This window comes from Streptomyces solicavernae, from assembly GCF_029968095.1.
GTDB classification, from domain to species: Bacteria; Actinomycetota; Actinomycetes; order Streptomycetales; family Streptomycetaceae; genus Streptomyces; species Streptomyces solicavernae.
The window spans coordinates 65,332-84,203 of sequence record NZ_JASCIR010000005.1; the positions used below are offsets into that span (position 1 = coordinate 65,332).

The following is an 18,872-nucleotide window of genomic DNA, read 5'->3' on the forward strand; positions in this document are numbered from 1 at the left end:
GTACGCCGTCAGGTGCGAACCGATGGCAACGTGCTGACGCTAGAGCACCGGTCGAGTGGTGTACACCACACTCGCCGAGGTTTGGCTGTAATGCGCAGGTGGTGGAACGGGGCTCCCCCGTACGTCAGTTGCTCGGCAGGGTCAGACTGGGGAGGGGCGGGACCGCGGCCGGGCAGCCGGGGCGGCCGTTGCCCTCGGGTGAGCAGACGGTGGCCTGGTTCATGGCGATGCTGTTGTCCGGGCCGCTGATGGCCGCGGTGAACAGGGCGTCCAGGTCCTCGCCGCCGGTGCCGCAGCCGGAGAACTCCGGGATGTCGATCTTCGCGGTGAGCAGTCCGCCGAGGAGGACGTTGGTGTAACTGCCCGTTCCGTTCGGGCCGAAGGAGCCGCGGAGCGTCACGTGGTACGGCTTCGCGGTCCCGCACTTCGGGCCCACGTCAAGCCGGGTTCCGTTCACTTTCACGTCGTAGATGCGCAGCCGCTGGTCGAAGCTGGCGAAGGCGAAGTTCTCCGCGGCCTGCCCGCTGCCGATGGTGCCGGTGCCGATGCTGACGGGCCCGGTCTCGAACCGCACCTTCGCCGAGACCGGGGTGAACCCGAAGGCGAGGAAGGTGGATTCGGCGTCCGGCAGGTCGATCGTCGCGGCGGAACCGATGAGCGCGTAGCGCGGGGAGCCGATGGCGCTGAACACGTTGTGCTTGTTGGCCCAGACGTTCATGAGGGCCGGCTTCCGTTCCGGGTCGTTGATGACCATGGACCCGTCCAGCTTGCGGACCGTGCCGTAGCCGACGGCGTAGGCGCAGACCGGGAGGTGCACGCTGGTGGGCGGCCGCAGGACGGTGCCGGGGAGCGGGGGCGGTGCGTCGGAGAGGTCGATCTCGCCGTCCGGCCGCTCGGCGGGGCAGCCGTCCGGCCCGTCCTCGCGGCCCTGTTCCGGGGCGACCTCGATGCCGGCGCCGGGTTGTTCCGCGGGTCCGGTGCCGGGGTCGTCCGTCCCGGGCGCGCCGGTTCCGCCCGTGGCCTCGGCGGTCACCTCGGCGAGGAGGCCGTCCTGGCCGTCGGCGAGGGCGCAGGTGAGGGTAACGGGGGCGGCGGGGCTGGTGGGGTCGGTGGGGTTGGCGGAGGGGGTGGGGTTGGTGGGGTTGGTGGGGTTGGCGGAGGGGGTGGGGTTGGTGGGGTTGGTGGAGTCGGTGGGGTCCGCGGGGTCCGGGGGCTGCTTCTGCTGTTCGCCTGTCCGCGTCAACGGGGTTATTTTCAGGGTGAGTTCACCGGCTACGAGGACGACCCGGCCCGGCGACCCCACGGTGACGGCGGGCACCTGACCGGTGTGGTCGAGCCGCAGCTCCGCGTCGTCGCCGGGCACGCCGGCGGCTGCGGTGAGGGGTGACCAGCGGGTGTCGGCGCTCTCGCCGTTCTGCCGGACGCGCACGTCGAGGGCGGCCTCGCTCGCCAGTGCCGTCGTGCCCTCGGGGAGCGCGGGCGCGAGGTCGTCGTACGGCAGCGCGGCGGCCACGGCGACCGGGCCCGGGGCGATCGGCTCGCCGACCTTCGCGGTCCCGGGCGCCCGGGTCGTGACCTCGACCTCCGTCCGCACGCGCGCGGCGCCGGACGGGGCGCCCTCGGGCAGTACACAGTCGTACGCGAGCATGACCGGGGGGCGGGTCTCGTCGGCCTGGGAGCCGGTTCCCGAGACGAGTCCGGCGACCAGCGCGGCGGCCGCGGCCACCGCGAGGCGCCGGGTGCGGTGGGCGCTGCGGGCCTGCGGGGTCATCGGGCCCTGCCTTTCAGAGACGGCTCGGGGACGGCTCGGTACGGCTCGGGGGACGGCTCCGGGACGGCTGTCCGGGGGCGGGCAACCGGTCCGCCGCCGAGCCGGTCGCTCGGCGGCGGACGGGGGCGCGCACACGGCGGGGGACGGTCCGCGCCCGACGGTGCCGGACGGTCACGGCGAGGTGATCTCCTGCGGGGAGTCCAGCACGTAGTCGCCGACGAAGTCCGCGTGGTCGCCCGGGTTGATGAAGCCGAGGCAGTTCGCCCCGGCCTCCGCGGCGAGCGTACCGCCGCCGGTGACATGCAGGGTGTCGGTGCTGTTCTCGAACCAGCCGTTCACGCTGCCGGAGAACGTCGCGTTGCACGAGAAGCCCTCGATGCTGGCGCGGATCCCGGTGATGGTGCCGTCGGCGCGGTCGGCGCTGCTCATCCCGGTGACATTGATCTTCCACGGGTACGTGGTCTCGTCCGGGACGACCGTGAACTGGATGCCGCCCACCTGGCAGCCCTCGAAGCCGATGCTGCTGATGTCGCCGATGCCCTCGCCGGCCAGGCCGGACCCGCTCTTGAGCGTGCCCGACGCCACCGAACTGGCGCATTCGAGGACCGCGTTGGGCACGGTCAGGGTCGGCCCGGTGGCTGTGCCGGTGAAGGCACCGCCGGGCGTCACGGTGTACGTGGCCTGCGCGGTGGCCGAGGCCGAGCTGACGGTCATACCGAGTGCCGCGGCGAACGCGGCCGCGGTGACGGCGGTCGTTCTGAAGATCTTGCGCACGGTGATTCCTCCATGGGGTGTCTCGCAGGGGACTCGCACAGGAGAGGGAGAAGATTCGCCGGCCGCCGGCGGGACAGGCCTGCCGAACCGCGACGTTACGAGCAAGTAACCCAGCGCCGCAATGGGAGAAGGCCAAATTCCGCGACACCCCGAGAAGTCGTTGAATTGTTTGTCGACCGGCGCACAGTGGATCGCCGCGCCCTTGTCAGCCGGTGAGCGAATTCCCGTACCGCAGGAACAGGGCGCGGCGGACACTCACCAAGTGAGCGTCCTGGAAACGGATTTACTCACCGGCCGACAAACGGCCGAGTAATGTAATAACCGTCAGCAAGGCCATTGCCGTTTACGGTTTCCCGTGAGTAACGTCGCGGTCCTCTCCCCCTCGACTTGCGAAGGGAATTCCGCCATGCCTTCCCTCAGGCGTGCTCCCGTACGGGCCTCCGCCGTCGCGGCCGCGTCCGCCCTCGCCCTGCTCGGCGCCGCGCAGCCCGCCGCCGCGCAGCCCGCCGCCGCGGACGACGTGCAACTCAACGGCGTCTGGGCCCCGTTCACGCGCTGCCCGGTCGACGACCCGGTGATGCTCGCCGCCGACGGCGTGACCGACACCGCCCTGTGCATCTCGTCCCGCTCCGCGTCCGGCAGCATCACGATCGGCAGCAGGACCGTGCCGACCGGCGCGACGGACCTGCAGGCCGGGGTCGTCACCCACCCCGGCGGGAGGTCGACAGTGGTGCCGCCGCCAGGGGGCGCGCTCGTCGCCGACCCGGCCCAACTCCCGGGCGGGCTGCTCGGGTTGATGTGCCCCAGCGACATCCCGCTGGTCAGCGACATCTGCGCCCGGCTCACGGACAGCAGGCTCAACCGGGTCACCGCCACCGTGGAATCCGTGGGCCGCCCCACCGACTTCAACCTGCTCGCCGGGGTGATGGAGGGCCGGCCGATCCTGACGCTGCCGGTGCGGATCAAGCTGGACAACCCGTTCCTCGGCGAGAACTGCTACCTCGGCTCCGCGTCCGAGCCGATCGTGCTGCGCCCGCAGAACACCGCCGTCCCGGCCGTGCGCACCGACCGCTTCGCGGGCGACGGCACCCCGGACCCGGCAGGCCCGCTCAACCGGCTCTCGGCGAGCGGCGCCGACCAGCAGGACACGACGTACGCGGTGCCCGGCGCCGCAGGCTGCGGGCTGCTCGGCTCCCTCGACTGGGCGGTGAACCTCAAGACCGGGCTGCCCGCCGCCGCGGGCACCAACGCGGTGCGGATGACGGGCGCTTCGACCTCCGTCGCCGCGTTCACCTCGCCCGGCAGCGCAGCCCCCGAGCAGGGGAAGCGGCTTTCCGAGTACTGGCATTCCGCGGTGCGCTAGACCCACGCCGGAACGCCGCTCAGCAATTCCGGACAGCGCGTGACAGCGAAGGAGGTGAGCCGAGTTGGGGACCGAAGTGAGGGTCGAAGGACTGACGAAGTCGTTCGGTGCACAGCAGATCTGGCAGGACGTCACACTCACGCTGCCCGCGGGCGAGGTGAGCGTGCTGCTCGGCCCGTCCGGCACGGGAAAGACCGTATTCCTGAAATCACTCATCGGGCTCCTGAAACCCGAGCGGGGCCAGGTACTCGTCGACGGCGTCGACATGGTGAACAGCCGCGAGCGGGACGTCATGGAGGCCCGGAAGCTGTTCGGCCTGATGTTCCAGGACGGCGCCCTGTTCGGGTCGATGTCGCTGTTCGACAACATCGCGTTCCCGCTGCGCGAGCACACCGGCAAGAAGGAGTCCGAGATCCGCCGCATCGTCATGGAGCGGATCGACGTCGTCGGGCTGCTCGGCGCGGAGGGCAAGCTGCCCGGCGAGATCAGCGGCGGTATGCGCAAGCGGGCCGGGCTCGCCCGCGCGCTCGTCCTCGACCCGCAGATCATCCTGTGCGACGAGCCGGACTCCGGCCTCGACCCGGTGCGTACGGCGTTCCTCTCGCAGCTGCTCATCGACCTGAACACGCAGATCGACGCGACCATGCTGATCGTCACGCACAACCTCGACATCGCCGCGACCGTGCCCGACAACATGGGCATGCTCTACCGGCGCAACCTGGTGACGTTCGGCCCCCGCGAGGCGCTGCTCACCAGCGAGGACCCGGTGATCGCGCAATTCCTCACCGCCGGCAGGCACGGCCCGATCGGTATGTCGGAGGAGAAGGACGCGGCGACGCTGGCCGCCGAGGCCGCCAACTCCCCGCCGGGCGACGAGAGTTCCCGGCCGTCCCTGGTGCCGCAGCTCGCCCCCTCCCCCGGGCTCGGACCGCGCGCCGCCGTGGCCCGGCGCCGAGAGCGGGTGCTCGGCATGCTCGACCACCTGCCGCCCGCGGCCCGTACGGCGATCGAGGAGTCGTACGCCCTTGAACCGACCGCCGTCCTGCCGGGCGGGACGACGGGCGGCACGACGGTCGGCGCGCCGGTCGGGACGACGGACGGCACGACAGGCGGCTCGACAGGCGGCACGACGGGCAAGGGCGGTGCGCGGTGAGCCGGGGGCCTGCGGTGCTGCTCGCGCCGCTGCGGCAGACCGGGCAGCTTTTCGCACTCGGGCTCGCGGTGGCGCGGGCGGTGTTCCGGCGGCCGTTCCAGTTCCGGGAGTTCGTCGAGCAGTTCTGGTTCATCGCCGGGGTGACGATCCTGCCCGCGGCCCTGGTGTCCATCCCGTTCGGCGCGGTCATCGCGCTCCAGGTCGGCTCGCTCACCCAGCAGTTGGGGGCGCAGTCGTTCACCGGCGGGGCCAGCGTGCTCGCCGTGATCCAGCAGGCGAGCCCGCTGATCGTGGCGCTGCTGATCGCGGGCGCGGGCGGTTCGGCGATCTGTGCGGACCTGGGCTCGCGCAAGATCCGCGAGGAGCTGGACGCGATGACCGTCATGGGCGTCTCGCCGGTGCAGCGGCTCGTGGTGCCGCGCGTGCTGGCCACGATGTCGGTGGCGGTGCTGCTCAACGGCATGGTGTCGGTGGTGGGCACGCTCGGCGGGTACTTCTTCAACATCGTGCTGCAGAACGGCACCCCGGGCGCGTATCTGCAGAGCTTCTCGGCGCTCGCGCAGCTGCCCGACCTGTACGTCAGCGAGCTCAAGGCGCTGGTCTTCGGGTTCATCGCGGGCATCGTCGCCGCCTACCGGGGGCTCAATCCGCGCGGCGGGCCCAAGGGTGTGGGGGACGCGGTCAACCAGTCCGTGGTCATCACGTTCCTCCTGCTGTTCCTCGTCAACATGATCATGACCGGGATCTACCTCCAGATCGTTCCGCCGAAGGGAGGCTGAGCCGCGATGGCCTCACCGGTCACCGGAACACTCGCCTGGCTGGACCGCTGCGGCGATCAACTCCTGTTCTACATACGGGCGTTGGCGTGGATTCCGCGCACCCTGCGCCGCTACCTCAAGGAGGTGCAGCGGCTGCTCGCCGAGGTGGCGTTCGGCTCCGGCGGGCTCGGCGTGATCGGCGGCACCATCGGCGTGATGATCGCGATGACCGCCGCGACGGGCACGGTCGTCGGACTCCAGGGGTACGCGGCCCTGGACCAGATCGGCACCGCCGCGTTCACCGGGTTCGTCTCCGCGTACTTCAACACCCGCGAGATCGCCCCGCTGGTGGCCGGGCTTGCGCTGTCGGCGACCGTCGGCGCGGGCTTCACGGCGCAGCTCGGCGCGATGCGCATCAACGAGGAGGTCGACGCCCTGGAAGGGATGGGGGTGCGCTCCCTGCCGTATCTGGTGACGACGCGCATCATCGCGGGCGTCGTCGCGATCGTGCCGCTGTACGCGATCGGGCTGCTGTCGTCGTACTTCGCCTCGCGCCTGGTGACCGTCGTCTTCAACGGCCAGTCGCGGGGAACGTACGACCACTACTTCGGGCTGTTCCTGTCCCCCACGGACGTGCGGCTTTCCGTGCTGAAGGTGCTGATCTTCAGCGTCCTCGTCATCCTCGCGCACTGCTACCACGGCTATCGCGCGTCCGGCGGGCCCGCCGGGGTCGGGGTTGCGGTGGGCCGGTCGGTGCGGAACGCGATCGTGCTGATCGCCGTGACCGACTTCTTCCTGTCGCTCGCCGTGTGGGGCGCGACCACGACCGTGAAGGTGGCGGGCTGACGTGGGAGTACTGCGCCGCCGGCTGGCCGGACTGGTGTTCCTGCTGGTGCCGGCCCTGCTGATCTGGCTCGCGATCGCCGTCTACGAGAAGGAGTTCGTGGACTCCGACGAGGTGGTCGTCGAGACCGGCGACGTCGGCAATCAGATGCACCCGGGCGCCGAGGTGAAGCTCCGCGGGGTCGTCCTCGGCGAGGTCCGGGAGATCGAGGCGACCGGCTCCGGGGCCCGGCTGGTCCTGGCCCTGGAACCCGGCTCCCTGGACCGGGTGCCCGACGGGGTGCGCGCCCAGATGCTGCCGACCACCCTGTTCGGCGAACGCTTCGTGGCGCTCGTACCGCCGGACCGGCCCGGTACGGGCACCTTGCAGGCCGGGGCGGTCATCCCGCAGGACCGGTCCGCCAACGCGATCGAGCTGCAGGAGGTCCTGGACGACGTGCTGCCGATGCTCACCGCGGTGCAGCCGCAGAAGCTGTCGTCGACGCTGTCCGCGGTCTCCCGGGCCCTGGAGGGCCGCGGCGACACCCTCGGCGCGACGCTCACCACCCTCGACGCGCACCTGAAGAAGTTCAATCCCCGACTCCCCACCCTGAACGAGGACTTGAAGCAGCTGGTGAAGGTCTCCCACCTGTACGCGGACGCCGCGCCCGGCATCCTCGACGCGCTGCGGGACTTCACCACCACCAGCGGCACCCTCGCCGAGAAGGAGAGCGAGCTGGCCACCGCCTACGGGGCGACCACCGCCTTCGCGCAGGACATGGACGCGTTCCTGCGCGCCCACCGGGACAACATCATCCGGCTCGCCGCGACCTCCCGGCCGACCCTGGAGCTGCTCGCCGAGTACGCGCCGTCCTTCCCGTGCACACTGCGCACCCTCGCCGAGTTCGTGCCGCGCATGGACCGCGCCCTCGGCAAGGGCACGGACGAGCCGGGCCTGCACGTCGACGTGACGACGGTGCCCTCGCGCGGCGCGTACCGGCCGGGCCGGGACGACCCCGCGTACACCTCGGGCGGCGGGCCGCGCTGCTATCCGGTGCCGTACCTCGGCCTGCCCGCGAAGGCCCCGGCGGCCGCGACCGCGTCGGCCGCGCAGAGCCTCGGGCCCGCCAACTCGCCGCAGGAGAACGCCCTGGTGAACGAATTGCTCGCGCCCGCCGCGCAGACGCGGCCCGACGAACTGCCCAGCTGGTCGAGCCTGCTGGCGGGGCCGCTGTACCGGGGCACGGAGGTGAAGCTCAAGTGACCGGAAACACTCAACCGGCGGCGAGCGAAGGCGACTTCGGCGGCGAGGACGACCACGGCGGCGAAAACGACTTCGGCCATGTGCGGCGGCGGTCGCTCGCCGGTCCGCTCGTCAAGTCCCTGGCCTTCGTCGTCGTCACCGCGCTCGCCACGACGCTCCTCGGCCTCGGCATCGCCGGCGGCGGGGGCACCGGCTCCGGCGCCGCCACGTACCGGGCGCTGTTCACCGACGTCACGGGCCTGATCGACGGCGACGACGTACGGATATCCGGCGTGCGGGTCGGCGAGGTCACCGACGTGCGGGTGGTGGACCGGCGCACCGCCCGCGTCACGTTCACCGTCGAGCGGGGCCGGGAGCTGCCGGGCACGACGACGGCCGCGGTGAAGTACCTCAACATGGTCGGCCAGCGGTACGTCGCCCTCGGCCGCGGCACCGGGGCCGCGACGGGAAGCCTGGCGCCGGGCGCGACGATCCCGCTGGACCGGACCACGCCCGCGCTCGATCTGACGCTGCTGTTCAACGGGTTCAAGCCGCTGTTCGAGGGCCTGTCGCCGAAGGACGTCAACGAGCTGGCCGGGTCGATCGTGCAGGTCCTGCAGGGCGAGGGCGGCACCGTGAACAGCCTGATCGAGCACATCGGCTCGCTGTCGTCGACGGTCGCCGCGAAGGACAAGGTGATCGGGCAGGTGGTCGGCAACCTCACCGACGTACTGGACACCGTCAACGACCGCGAGGACCACTTCGACGACCTCGTGACCACGCTGCGCAAGCTGGTCGCCGGCTTCAACGACGACCGGAAACCGCTCGGCGAAGCGGTCGAGGCGATCGGCGACCTGTCCACGGTGACCGCCGGGTTCCTCAAGGACGCCCGGGGCCCGCTGAAGGACGACATCCGCGAACTCGGCCGTCTGTCACGGGAGTTGGAGAAGGGCACGCCGCAGATCGAGAACTTCCTCGACAAGTCCCCGGCCAAGCTGACGGCCCTGTCGCGGCTGTCGTCGTACGGGTCGTGGTTCAACCTCTACCTCTGCGAGGCGAAAGTGGGCGGGCTCGCCATGTCCGACGGATCGAGGCCGCCCACCGGGATCGCGGTCACGGAAGCGAGGTGCCGGTGATGCGCCGGCCCGGCCTGAGCGGCTTCCGGCCGAAGCCGGTCCAGGAGCGCAGTCCGGTGGTCGTGGCCGTGGTCGGCCTGGTCCTCCTCGCGCTGCTCGCGGTGGGCGCGTTCCATGCGGACCGGCTGCCGCTGGTGGGCGGCGGCGTCTCGTACAGCGCCGAGTTCAGCGAGGCCGCGGGGCTCGGCGGCGGGGACGAGGTGCGGATCGCGGGCGTGAAGGTCGGCGAGGTCAGCGAGGTCGCCCTCGACGGGGACCGGGTGCGGGTGACGTTCGCCGTCGAGGACGAGGACACCTGGATCGGCGACCGCACCACCGCGGCCATCGCCATCAAGACGGTCCTCGGCGCGAAGTACGTGGCCCTCGACCCGGTCGGTACCGCCCGCCAGGACCCCGGCAGCCGCATCCCGCTGTCGCGCACCACGTCCCCGTACGACGTCACCGAGGCGTTCAAGGATCTCAGCGGCACCATCGACGAGATCGACACGGAGCAGCTGGCGGAGAGCTTCGAGACGATCTCCGAGACCTTCGAGGACTCCCCGCCGGATGTGCGGGCCGCCGTGAAGGGCCTCTCCGACCTGTCCCGCACGGTCTCGTCCCGGGACACGGAGCTCGCTCAACTCCTCACGGCGAGCAAGAAGCTGACGAAGAGTCTGCAGAACAACAAGTCCGGTTTCGAGACGATCATCGAGGACGGCGGCGAGCTCCTTGGCGAGCTGAAGGGGCGGCGGGCCGCCATCAAGGCCCTGCTCACCGGCAGCCGCGACCTTGGCCGCCAGCTGTCCGGCCTGGTCGCCGACAACGACCGGCAGATCGGCCCGACCCTGAAGGCCCTCGACCGGGTCACCGCGGTCCTGGAACGGAACAAGGGCAAGCTCGACCGCACCCTGTCCCTCCTCGGCCCGTACTACCGGCTGATCGGCAACACCCTCGGCAACGGCCGCTGGTTCGACAGCTATCTGTGCGGCGTCGTCCCCCGGAACTACCTGCCCGAGTCGTCGCTGCCCGCGAGCAGCTGCCGGCCACCGAAGGACGGTTCGTACGGGACCGGCCCCGCCCCGAAGGGAGGCGAACGACGATGACCCGCCCGAGAGAGTCCCGTCCGAGAGAGTCCCGTCCGAAGACGCCCCGCCGCAGGCTGCCAGGGCCTGTCCGGCGACAGGCCCTCGTCGGCGCCCTCGCGCTCGCCGTGCTCGCCGCCGGCGCCCTGGTCGCGGTCCGCGCCCCGGGCTCCCGGGACATGCGCGTCACCGCGTACTTCGACCGTGCGGTTGGCATCTACGCCGGGTCCGACCTGCGGATTCTCGGCGTACGCGTCGGCGAGGTGGAGTCCGTGACGCCGGAGCCGACGCGGGTACGGGTGACGCTCGCCGTCGACGAGGGCGTGCGGGTCCCGGTGGGCGCGCGGGCGGTGGCGGTCGCGCCGAGCATCGTCGCCGACCGGTACGTGCAGCTCACCCCCGCCTACACCGGGGGCCCGGCCCTGAAGGACGGCGCGCGGCTGCCCGAGTCCCGCAACAGCACGCCCGCCGAGATCGACGAGATCTACGACAGCATCACCGAGCTGTCCCGCGCCCTCGGCCCCGGCGGCGCCAACGCCAAGGGCGCGCTCTCGGACCTCCTGGAGACGGGAGCGAAGAACCTCAAGGGCAACGGGGCCGCGATCGGCGAGAGCATCGAGCAGTTCGGGAAGGCCGCGAAGACCCTCAACGGCAGCAGCCGCGACCTGTTCACCACGCTCGCCCAGCTCCAGTCGTTCACCACGATGCTGAAGGAGAAGGACGGCGACGTGCGCACCGCGCAGGAGAACCTCGCCGACGTCACCGGCTACTTCGCCGAGAACAAGGACGACCTGGCGGGCGCCCTGGAAGAGCTCGGCAAGGCCCTCGCGAAGGTGAAGAAGTTCATCGAGGACCACCGGGGCTCCCTGAAGAAGAACGTGTCCCGGCTCGTGCCGATCACCCGCACCCTCGTCGACCAGCGCGCCTCCCTCGCCGAGGCCCTGGACACGGCGCCGCTCGCCGCCGGCAACGTGGTGTCCGCGTACAACCCGCGCACCCGCACCCTGGACGGCCGGGCGAACCTCAACGAGCTGAGCATGGGCGGGCCGCTGCTGCCGCTGCCCGCGACGGGCGGTGGCCGGTGAGCGGGGGCCGCCGCCGCAGGGCGGTCGTCGGGGCCGGGGGCTCGGCCGCCGTGATCGTGGCGTTCTGCCTGACGATCGGCGGGTTCTCGCTGCCCGTGCCGGAGTTCGGCGGCCTTGAGGACCTGCCGCTGCCCGGCGGGGCCGACCTCGGCGAGCACCCGTACACCGTCACCGCCGACATGGCGGACGTGCTCAGCCTGGTGCCGCACTCGGCGGTCAAGGTCAACGACGTGTCCGTGGGGCGGGTCACCGACGTCCGGCTCGCGCCCGGCGACAGCTGGACGGCCCGCGTCACGATGCGCGTCAACGGCGACGTGGAGCTGCCCGCCGACGCCTCGGCCCGGCTGGAACAGTCCAGCCTGCTCGGTGAGAAGTACGTCCAGCTCGTCGCGCCCCCGAAGAGCGGCGGCGGCACCCTGCGCGACGGGGACCGCATCCCGCTGTCCCGCACCGGGCGCAACACCGAGGTCGAGGAGGTCTTCGGGGCGCTGTCGCTGCTCCTCAACGGCGGCGGGCTGAACCAGCTCAAAACGATCACGAAGGAGCTCAACGCGGCCATCGGCGGGCGCGAACCGCAGGTCCGCTCGGCGCTGCGCCGCGTCGACACGCTAGTCACGAACCTGGACGAGCACCGCGGCGACATCACCGCCGCGCTCGACGGCGTCAACCGCCTCGCGGCGACCCTCTCGCACCGCAAGAAGGATGTGGGGACCGTGCTCACCGACCTCTCCCCCGGCCTCAAGACCCTGGAGAAGCAGCGGGGTTCGCTGCTGGCGATGCTGCGCGCCCTGGACCGCCTCCAGGGCGTCGCCGTCGACACGATCGACCGGAGCAAGGAGGACATGGTCGCCGACCTGAAGGCGATCGCCCCGACGCTCAGGGCCCTCGCGGACTCCGGCCGGGATCTGCCCGACTCGCTGCAGGTGCTGCTCACGTACCCGTTCACGGACGAGGTGCTGCGCGGCGTGAAGGGCGACTACCTGAACGTGTATCTGAACGTGGCGGCGGCGCCGGGAACGGTGCTCGTGCCTCCGTTGCAGGAGCCGTCTTCCGGCGCGTCTTCCGGGGCGTCTTCCGGGGCGTCTTCCGGCGCGTCTTCCGGCGCGGGGAAACCTGCCGCGAAGTCGTCCGCGAAGTCGTCCGCGCTCCCCCTGCCCTCCGTGCCGTCGCAGAAGGGCGGTGGCCGGTGATCACGCTCGCGGTCCGCCTCAAGAACCTCGCGTTCCTCGTGATCGCCGTGCTCGTCCTCACCCACCTCGGCATCCGCTACGCCGACCTGGGCCGGTTCGTCGGGGCCGCCGACTACTACACGGTCCGGGTCCATCTCCCGCGTACGGGCGGCCTGTTCCCGCACTCGGCGGTCACCTACCGGGGGGTGTCGGTGGGCCGGGTCGGGCCGATCGGGCTCACCGCGGACGGGGTCGTCGCCGAGTTGCGCATCGACCGGTCGGCGCCGCCCGTGCCGGACGACGTACGGGCGGTGGTGGCGAGCCTGTCGGCGGTCGGCGAGCAGTACATCGACCTGCGGCCGGAGCGGGACGAGGGCCCGTACCTCGGTGACGGCTCCCGCGTCGAGGCGGCCGCGACTCAGGTGCCGCGCCCGGTGACCGACGTGCTGACCAGCGTGGACGACCTCACCACGTCCGTGCCCCTGGACGATCTGCGCACCGTCGTCGACGAGTTCGGCAAGGCCTTCGAGGGCCGGGGCGACGACCTGGAGCTGCTGATGGACAACGGCACCGCGTTCGTGGAGGCCGCCGACCGGGCCCTGCCGAGCACCACCAAGCTGATGGAGGACGCCGCGGTCGTCCTGCGCACCCAGGCCGAGGAGGGCAAGGCGATCCGGGACTTCGCCTCGGGCGCGCAGGATCTCGCGGCCACCCTGAAGGGCTCGGACGCCGACCTGCGCAAGCTGATCATGGCCGCGCCCGAGGCGGCGACGCAGGTCAGCGGCCTGCTGCGGGACCTGGACCCGGAGCTGGGCGTGGTCCTCGCCAACCTCCTCACCACGTCCGAGATCGCCGTGACCCGGCAGCGCGGCACCGAGGAACTGCTCGTCAAGCTGCCGGCGGCGGTCGCGGCCGGGGCGAGCGCGGTCGACGGGAAGCGGGTCGACCTCGGCATGGCCCTCACGTTCTTCCAGCCGCTGCCGTGCACGTCCGGCTACGACGCCACCCGCTACCGTCTCGGCACCGACCTCTCCGCCGCCCCGCCCCTCAACCGTTCGGCCCGCTGCACGGCGGACCCGGCGAGCGGCGTCAACGTCCGCGGCTCCGGCAACGCCCCCTCGGGCGGCGGCGTGCCGGACCCGGCCCGCCCCGGCGCGCTGTCGCTGCCCACGGTGGACGACGGCGCGCGCGGCGGGTCCGCCGACGACATGGCGGGGCTGCTCGGCCTCGACTCCGGTTCCGGGGAGGGCAGATGAGTCCTGAGAGTTCCGGTACGCGCACCGCGCCGGGGTTGCGGGCGCGGCTGCTGTGGGGCGCGGTCCTGGTCTGCGCGCTCGCCCTGTGCGCGGCGGGCGCCTGGTCGTACGCGCGGGCGCGGGGCGACGCGGACCTCGCGTACGGGCGGGCGCGCGACACGGCGCTCGCGCAGGGGCGCACGGCGATCGCCGCGCTCTCCACGCTCGACGCGTCCACCGAGCGCCGCGCCCGCGCGGGCGTCGAACGCTGGCAGGCGGTCACGACGGGCCCGCTGCGCACGCGCCTCGGCAAGGAGAAGCCCGAGACCGGGCCGGTGTCCCGGGGTGTCGTCACGGATGCGGCGGTCACGGCGCTCGACGACCGGGCGGGCACGGCGAAGCTCATCGCCACGGTCCGCGTGGAGACGAAGGCCGAGGGCACCGGCTCCCCGTCGGCGGACCGGCGGCGCCTGGAGGCGGTCCTGGCGCGCACGGCCGACGGCACCTGGAAGGTCAAGTCGCTGAACGCGGTGCCGGTGACGGGGGTTGCGGGGGCTTCGGGGGCTTCGGGGGCTTCGGAGGCTTCGGAGGCCCCGCGGGCTTCGGGGGTGTCCGGATGAGGCGGTTCGCACGACGGTTCGCAGAGCGGTTCGCAGAGCGGTTCGCAAGGCGGTTCCATTTCCTCGCCACGGCGCTCGTCCTGCTCCTCGCCGTGTCCGGCGGCGTACTCCTGTACCAGGCGCGGGAGTTGCGCGCCGCGCCCGCCGTGAGCAACCGGGCCCTGACGGACGCGGCGGCCACCAGCCGGGTCAACGCGGACGTCGGCGTGGCGCTCGCGAAGGTGTTCTCGTACGAGCCGCAGGGCACCGAGGCCACGGAGCGCTCGGCGCGCGAGGCGCTGTCGGGACGGGCCGCACGCCAGTACCGGAAGCTGTTCGGGCAGGTCAGGGAGGGCGTACGGGACCAGGAGCTGTCGCTGTCCACGCAGGCCGTGCGGGTCGGGACGGTGAGCCTGCGGGGTGACACGGCGCAGCTCCTGGTGTTCCTCGACCAGACGGCCCGGCGCGGCAAGGGCAAGCCCGCGACGTCGGCGGCGCAGCTGTCGGTCACGGCGCGGCTGCGGAACGACGTGTGGCGGATCGTCGAGATCGAGGCGAGGTGAGTCAAGTGCCGTGGAAAAAAGCGAAGTTGAGCACTGATCAGGGGGCTGCGCGCAGGCGCAGGGCGCCACGGCCGCTGCTCGCCGCCGCCCTCGCCCTGACCCTCCTGGCGGGCGGGGCGGCCGGATGGGCGGGCGTGTCCTGGTACGGGGCGGCGCACGACGCGTCCGCGCGCTACTCCGCGACCCGCGACGAGGCGCTGGCGGCGGCCGAGCAGTCCGTGCAGAACCTCAGCACCCTCGACCACCGCCGCCTCGACTCGGGCCTCGACCTCTGGGAGGAGTCGACCACCGGCGAGCTGCACGCCCAACTCGTCGAGGGGCGCGAGGAGTTCGAGCGTCAGGTGCGCAAGGCGCGGACGGTCAGCACGGCGAAGGTGCTGTCCGGGGCGGTCACGGAGCTGGACGAGCGCGCGGGCCGGGCGCGGGTCATGGTCGCGCTGCGCGTGACGGTACGGGCGGAGGGCCGGAAGCCGGCGGACAAGAACAGCCGCATGCTCGGCGAGCTCACGCGCGCGGACGGCCGCTGGAAGCTGGCGGCCCTCACCCAGGCCCCGGTCGGCGACACCGCCGCGACGCCCTGACGACCGGCCGGGAGGCCCCGTATGTCCACGACCCGCCACCACATCAACCGCACCCGCCGCCTGGCGACGACCCGCCAGACCGTACGCACGCCGCCCCCGGGGCAGTCCAACCGGACCGTCACATCCCGTACGCCGAAGACGCGTCCGGTTCCCAGGCGCGGGCGCGGGCGCCTACTCCTCTCCGCCCTCGTCCTTCTCACCCTCGCCCTCGGCGCGTTCGCGGGCTGGGCGCGGGCGGAGACGCGCGCGCTGGCCGAGAACCCCGCGGCCCGGAACACCGCGCTCACCGACCCGGCCCGTACGAGCGAGGTGAAGGGCGCGGCGACGAAGGCGGTGAACGCGCTGTTCTCGTACGACCACGCCGCGCCGGAGCGGCACCGCAAGGCGGCGTCGGCGCTGCTCACCGGCAAGGCGGTCGAGCGGCACCGTGAGCTGCTCGCGCCGGTGCTGCGGCAGGCGAAGGACCAGAAGTCGGTGGTCACGACGAGCGTCACGGACAGCGCGGTGGAGCGCATCGACGGCGACCGCGCCCGGGTCCTCGTCTTCGCCGACCAGAGCAGCACCGGCACGGCGGCGAAGGCGAAGGGCGGCGCCAACTACGCGGGCGCGATGCTCGCCGTGGACCTGGTCGAGCGGGACGGGCGCTGGCTGGTCTCGGCGATCGACACGTTCACCGACTGACCCGCCCATTCTCCTGGCCGTACCTCCCATCCACGCCCGCGAAAGGGGCCTCCATGCCTTCCCGTACGCGTCGGTTGCGCCGTGTGTTGCGCGGTACGAGCCTGGCCGTGGCGGCGACGGCCGTCCTGAGCGCGTCCCAAGCACCGCAAGCGCTGAGGGAGTTGGGCGGTGACGGCGACGGCCGGGCGCGCTCGGCGGCCGACGGCGACCCGCACCCCGGCGTCGGCGCATCGCAGGGCGACGACTCGTACCACACGGAGCTGCCGCCGCTCGCGAAGCGCGAAGGGCCCGGCGGCGGCTCCCCGGCGCCCTCGGCCCGGACGCGCGCCGAGTCCGGGATTCCGGCGACGGTGCTCGCGGCGTACCGGCGCGCCGAGGCGTCCGTGGCCCGCACCGACCCGGCGTGCCGACTGCCGTGGCAACTCCTCGCGGCGATCGGCAAGGTGGAGTCGGGCCAGGCGCGCGGCGGCGACGTGGACGCGCGCGGCACGACCCGGCACCGGATCACCGGACCGCCCCTGAACGGCGACGGTTTCGCGCTGATCCGGGACACGGAGAACGGCGCTTGGGACGGCGACGCGGTGTACGACCGGGCGGTCGGGCCGATGCAGTTCCTGCCCGGCACGTGGCGCCGCTGGGGCGCGGACGGCAACGGCGACGGGCGCGCCGACCCGAACAACATCTTCGACGCCGCCCTGGCCGCCGGGCACTACCTGTGCGCGGGCCCGCGCGACCTCCGCGAGCACGCCGACCTGGAGCGGGCGATCCTCAGCTACAACCACTCCCGGGACTATCTCCGACTCGTGCTGCGCTGGCTGGAGTTCTACCGCGAGGGCGTGCACGCGGTGCCGGACGGCACGGGCGTACGGCCGAGGAGTCCGGGCGCGGGCTCCGACACCCCGGCGACGGCTCCGGTGGGCGGGGGCGGCGGGCGCGGTGGCATCGTGATCGGCCCCACCCCGGGCGGCGGCCCGACGACGACCCCGACGCCCCGCCCGACCCCGACGCCCCGCCCGACCCCGACGCCCCGCCCGAGCCCGAGTCCGAGCCCCGGTACGACGGGCGGCCCGTCCCCCGACCCCACGGACACCCCCGCCCCGACCACGCCCCCGCCGACGGACGGCGGAACCCCGACCGCCCCGTGCCCGACGGACGGCGAGTCCCCCACGCAACCTCCGCCGGAGACGCCGACGCCGACGCCCACGCAGACGCCGACCGAGACCCCGTCCGCACCCCCGCCCTCCCCGTCCCCGTGCGCCCCGCTGCCTACGGCCTGACCGGCTCGGAAACACCCTCCCGCACCATCGGCGGCTCCGTCGGCGCGGGCACGACCGGCCCGAACAGGACGCGTCCGGCCACGCGCGGGGCGAACAGGGACGTGAGCGGGGCGGTGAGGGTGAGGACGGAGCGGAAGGCGTCGCCGACGACGGGGTCGGTGCCGCACCGCTCGATGACCCGCCCCAGGTACCAGCCGGCGGGCCGGTCGAGCACGCCCGCCGCGACCGCGTTCCCGTCCGCGCCCGGCATCTTCCGGTCCGCGCCCGCCGAGATGTCCCAGGCCTGCCCGGAGGAGGCGAGCACGGCGCGCTGGACGCGGCGGGTGGTCGGGGTGCGGCGCGGGTCGGCGAGCGCGTCGCGCAGGGCGAGCGCGTTGCGCGCGGCGACGGACATGCCCTGCCCGTAGATCGGGTTGAACGTGCACAGCGCGTCGCCCGTCGCGAGGAACCCGGCGGGGCGACGGCCCGGCAGGTCGTACCGGCGGCGCACGTTGGCGGTGCGCCGGAAGCCGTACGCGGGGGTGAGCGGTTCGGCGTCGCGCAGCCAGCGGTGCACGACCGGGTGCGGGAGGAGCTTCGCGAACGCCGTGAACTCCTCGTCGTCCGTGGGCGGTTCGGCCCCGCGCAGGCCGGAGAGCGTGACCATGCAGGTGCCGTCCTCCAGCGGGGCTACGACGGCGCCGTACGGCTGCGTGGGGTCGGCCACGATGTTGAAACCGCGCGCGTGTTCGCCGAGGCGGCCGCTCCGGTCGCGGTAGACGCGGGAGGCGTAGGCGAGTCCGGTGTCGATGGTCTCCTCGTACGGCGCGTCCGCCCCGATCCCGGCCAGCCACTGCGGGGCCCGGCTGCCGCGCCCGGAGGCGTCCACGACGAGGTCGGCGGCCAATGGCTCGGCCCCCTCCGCCCCACGGGCACCGCGTTCCTGCCCGCCCGCGCCACGCTCCCGCAGCAGCACGCCGCGTACGCGTGCGGCATTCCCGAGCAGTCCGACGGCTTCGGCGCCCTCGACGACCTCGATCGCCGGGTTGGCCAACACCCTCTGCCGTACGAGGAGTTCGAGCTGCGGGCGGGTGCCGGTGTGGATGTACATGGACGCCGTCGTCCGCCGGAACCAGCGGCCGCCCTGCCACTGCACCATGTCCTCGGGCATGCCGACGCGCGGCGAGCCCGCGGCGCGGAGCTCGTCCATGAAGCCGGGAAGCAGCTCGTCGAGGGCGCGCTGGCCGCCGTCGACCAGGACGTGCGTGTGTCTGCTCTGCGGGACGCCGGGGCGCGGCACGGGTTCGCTGTGCAGCCGGTCTCTTTCCACGACGGTGACGCGGTCGGCGTGCTCCGTCAGCACGTGCGCGGCGAGGAGCCCGGCGAGGCTCCCTCCGACGACCACGGCCCGCTTCTGTCCCACCGGCTGGGTCACCGATGCTCACGCCCCTTCGTTCTGCCCGGGCCGAACGGTCCTCGGTCCTCGGCCTGTCTGTCGACTGCCAGGATCCCAGGTCCAGTTGGGTTCCGCTCCAGGCGCGACCGGTTCCGCCGGGGTTCGGGGCGAGTCCGCCGGGGTTCGGGGGCGCGTCCGCCGGTGCGGTCGGGCCCGGGTCCCGGGT

General features: G+C 73.0%; 18 protein-coding genes. 15 read left to right on the forward strand and 3 right to left on the reverse strand.

Translation table 11 applies throughout. From position 1 onward, the window contains the following. Positions 1-124 precede the first annotated feature (124 nt). Both QIS99_RS08490 and QIS99_RS08495 read right to left on the reverse strand, forming a co-directional pair. A complete protein-coding gene (locus QIS99_RS08490; protein ID WP_282512058.1) occupies positions 125-1,771 on the reverse strand; it encodes a hypothetical protein in 1,647 nt (548 codons plus the stop codon). A 171-nt stretch (positions 1,772-1,942) separates the two neighbouring features. Beyond that, positions 1,943-2,545 carry a hypothetical protein gene (locus QIS99_RS08495; protein WP_282512059.1) on the reverse strand — a complete coding sequence of 201 codons (603 nt, stop codon included), beginning with the start codon at positions 2,543-2,545 and terminating at the stop codon, positions 1,943-1,945. 406 nt (positions 2,546-2,951) lie between these two features. Here QIS99_RS08495 and QIS99_RS08500 point away from each other — a divergent pair, with 406 nt between their 5' ends. From QIS99_RS08500 to QIS99_RS08570, 15 genes are all read left to right on the forward strand, one after another. Beyond that, on the forward strand, positions 2,952-3,908 hold the full coding sequence (locus tag QIS99_RS08500) for a hypothetical protein (protein ID WP_282512060.1): 957 nt from the start codon (positions 2,952-2,954) through the stop codon (positions 3,906-3,908). A 64-nt stretch (positions 3,909-3,972) separates the two neighbouring features. Next, positions 3,973-5,061, forward strand: coding sequence for an ABC transporter ATP-binding protein (locus tag QIS99_RS08505; RefSeq protein WP_282512061.1), 1,089 nt, complete (start codon positions 3,973-3,975; stop codon positions 5,059-5,061). Next, complete coding sequence (locus QIS99_RS08510) at positions 5,058-5,840, forward strand: MlaE family ABC transporter permease (protein WP_282512062.1); 783 nt, start codon at positions 5,058-5,060, stop codon at positions 5,838-5,840. The genes QIS99_RS08505 and QIS99_RS08510 overlap by 4 nt, the downstream gene beginning before the upstream one ends. A gap of 6 nt (positions 5,841-5,846) precedes the next feature. Then, positions 5,847-6,665 carry an MlaE family ABC transporter permease gene (locus QIS99_RS08515; RefSeq protein WP_282512063.1) on the forward strand — a complete coding sequence of 273 codons (819 nt, stop codon included), beginning with the start codon at positions 5,847-5,849 and terminating at the stop codon, positions 6,663-6,665. 1 nt (position 6,666) lies between these two features. After that, positions 6,667-7,905 carry an MCE family protein gene (locus tag QIS99_RS08520; RefSeq protein WP_282512064.1) on the forward strand — a complete coding sequence of 413 codons (1,239 nt, stop codon included), beginning with the start codon at positions 6,667-6,669 and terminating at the stop codon, positions 7,903-7,905. Between the two features lie 80 nt (positions 7,906-7,985). Beyond that, on the forward strand, positions 7,986-9,020 hold the full coding sequence (locus QIS99_RS08525; RefSeq protein ID WP_282512329.1) for an MCE family protein: 1,035 nt from the start codon (positions 7,986-7,988) through the stop codon (positions 9,018-9,020). Then, positions 9,020-10,102 (forward strand): MCE family protein, encoded by a 1,083-nt coding sequence (locus QIS99_RS08530; RefSeq protein ID WP_282512065.1) that lies wholly within the window; start codon positions 9,020-9,022, stop codon positions 10,100-10,102. Before QIS99_RS08525 ends, QIS99_RS08530 begins: the two co-directional genes overlap by 1 nt. Continuing rightward, entirely contained in the window at positions 10,099-11,166 is a 1,068-nt protein-coding gene (locus tag QIS99_RS08535) for an MCE family protein (protein WP_282512066.1), read from the forward strand. The genes QIS99_RS08530 and QIS99_RS08535 overlap by 4 nt, the downstream gene beginning before the upstream one ends. Further along, a complete protein-coding gene (locus tag QIS99_RS08540; protein ID WP_282512067.1) occupies positions 11,163-12,356 on the forward strand; it encodes an MCE family protein in 1,194 nt (397 codons plus the stop codon). The genes QIS99_RS08535 and QIS99_RS08540 overlap by 4 nt, the downstream gene beginning before the upstream one ends. Next, positions 12,353-13,591, forward strand: a complete 1,239-nt coding sequence (locus tag QIS99_RS08545) for an MCE family protein (RefSeq protein ID WP_282512068.1) — start codon at positions 12,353-12,355, stop codon at positions 13,589-13,591. Before QIS99_RS08540 ends, QIS99_RS08545 begins: the two co-directional genes overlap by 4 nt. After that, the gene (locus QIS99_RS08550) at positions 13,588-14,190 is read left to right on the forward strand and encodes a hypothetical protein (RefSeq protein WP_282512069.1); all 603 of its coding nucleotides are present in this window, start codon (positions 13,588-13,590) and stop codon (positions 14,188-14,190) included. The genes QIS99_RS08545 and QIS99_RS08550 overlap by 4 nt, the downstream gene beginning before the upstream one ends. Next, positions 14,187-14,732, forward strand: coding sequence for a hypothetical protein (locus QIS99_RS08555; protein WP_282512070.1), 546 nt, complete (start codon positions 14,187-14,189; stop codon positions 14,730-14,732). The genes QIS99_RS08550 and QIS99_RS08555 overlap by 4 nt, the downstream gene beginning before the upstream one ends. A gap of 26 nt (positions 14,733-14,758) precedes the next feature. Then, complete coding sequence (locus tag QIS99_RS08560) at positions 14,759-15,313, forward strand: nuclear transport factor 2 family protein (RefSeq protein ID WP_282512071.1); 555 nt, start codon at positions 14,759-14,761, stop codon at positions 15,311-15,313. 21 nt (positions 15,314-15,334) lie between these two features. Continuing rightward, complete coding sequence (locus tag QIS99_RS08565; RefSeq protein WP_282512072.1) at positions 15,335-15,994, forward strand: hypothetical protein; 660 nt, start codon at positions 15,335-15,337, stop codon at positions 15,992-15,994. 53 nt (positions 15,995-16,047) lie between these two features. After that, positions 16,048-17,271 carry a lytic transglycosylase domain-containing protein gene (locus QIS99_RS08570; protein WP_282512073.1) on the forward strand — a complete coding sequence of 408 codons (1,224 nt, stop codon included), beginning with the start codon at positions 16,048-16,050 and terminating at the stop codon, positions 17,269-17,271. On the opposite strand, the gene QIS99_RS08575 is transcribed toward QIS99_RS08570, so the two are convergent. Continuing rightward, positions 17,261-18,685 (reverse strand): FAD-dependent oxidoreductase, encoded by a 1,425-nt coding sequence (locus QIS99_RS08575; RefSeq protein ID WP_282512074.1) that lies wholly within the window; start codon positions 18,683-18,685, stop codon positions 17,261-17,263. The genes QIS99_RS08570 and QIS99_RS08575 overlap by 11 nt on opposite strands. Positions 18,686-18,872: the final 187 nt, after the last annotated feature.

Excerpts from the sequence above, each read along its gene's own strand:
- QIS99_RS08490 (WP_282512058.1), bottom strand. The coding sequence starts at position 1,771 with ATGACCCCGCAGGCCCGCAGCGCCCACCGCACCCGGCGCCTCGCGGTG.
- QIS99_RS08500 (WP_282512060.1), top strand. The coding sequence starts at position 2,952 with ATGCCTTCCCTCAGGCGTGCTCCCGTACGGGCCTCCGCCGTCGCGGCC.
- QIS99_RS08515 (WP_282512063.1), top strand. The coding sequence starts at position 5,847 with ATGGCCTCACCGGTCACCGGAACACTCGCCTGGCTGGACCGCTGCGGC.
- QIS99_RS08530 (WP_282512065.1), top strand. The coding sequence starts at position 9,020 with ATGCGCCGGCCCGGCCTGAGCGGCTTCCGGCCGAAGCCGGTCCAGGAG.
- QIS99_RS08535 (WP_282512066.1), top strand. The coding sequence starts at position 10,099 with ATGACCCGCCCGAGAGAGTCCCGTCCGAGAGAGTCCCGTCCGAAGACG.
- QIS99_RS08550 (WP_282512069.1), top strand. The coding sequence starts at position 13,588 with ATGAGTCCTGAGAGTTCCGGTACGCGCACCGCGCCGGGGTTGCGGGCG.
- QIS99_RS08555 (WP_282512070.1), top strand. The coding sequence starts at position 14,187 with ATGAGGCGGTTCGCACGACGGTTCGCAGAGCGGTTCGCAGAGCGGTTC.
- QIS99_RS08565 (WP_282512072.1), top strand. The coding sequence starts at position 15,335 with ATGTCCACGACCCGCCACCACATCAACCGCACCCGCCGCCTGGCGACG.
- QIS99_RS08570 (WP_282512073.1), top strand. The coding sequence starts at position 16,048 with ATGCCTTCCCGTACGCGTCGGTTGCGCCGTGTGTTGCGCGGTACGAGC.